Genomic DNA, 446 nt, shown 5'->3' with positions numbered 1-446 from the left:
ACTGCTTAACCGAATTTAATTGACACTAATATGATCCCGATCGTCAAAGTCGCCATGCCCGCCAAGTCGGTTCTCATGCCCGCTCTGGAAGAGGTCCTGTACAGCGGCATGATCGCCGAGGGCGAGTCCGTCTATCGATTCGAGTCAGAGTTCAATCAGAAATTCGGGCTGGAACGCTCGCTCGCGATGAGCAGCGGAACGGGTGCCCGTCATGCGGCGCTGACGTTGGCCGGCGTGGGCCCTGGCGATGAAGTGATTTCCACGCCGATGACCGCTGAGCCAACCAATACGTCGATCCTCTATACCGGCGCAAAAGTGGTTTGGGCCGACGTCGATCCGGTATCGGGCAACATGTGCCCCGAATCGGTCCGTAGCTGCATCACAAGCAGAACCAAGGCGATTCTTTGCGTTCACTATGCGGGTTACCCGGTTCGTCTTGCTGAACT

1 protein-coding gene is annotated in these 446 nt (G+C 57.0%); it reads left to right on the top strand.

What is annotated here, in order from left to right; translation table 11 throughout:
* Positions 1 to 30: 30 nt before the first annotated feature.
* Positions 31 to 446: DegT/DnrJ/EryC1/StrS family aminotransferase (locus RVY79_RS17440; RefSeq protein WP_317465746.1), on the top strand; the 416-nt coding region annotated here is incomplete at its 3' end.

This window comes from Chromohalobacter sp. HP20-39, from assembly GCF_033052815.1.
Classification (GTDB): Bacteria; Pseudomonadota; Gammaproteobacteria; order Pseudomonadales; family Halomonadaceae; genus Chromohalobacter.
The sequence above is the reverse complement of the archived record's forward strand: the minus strand, read 5'-3'. Positions and strand labels throughout refer to the sequence as shown.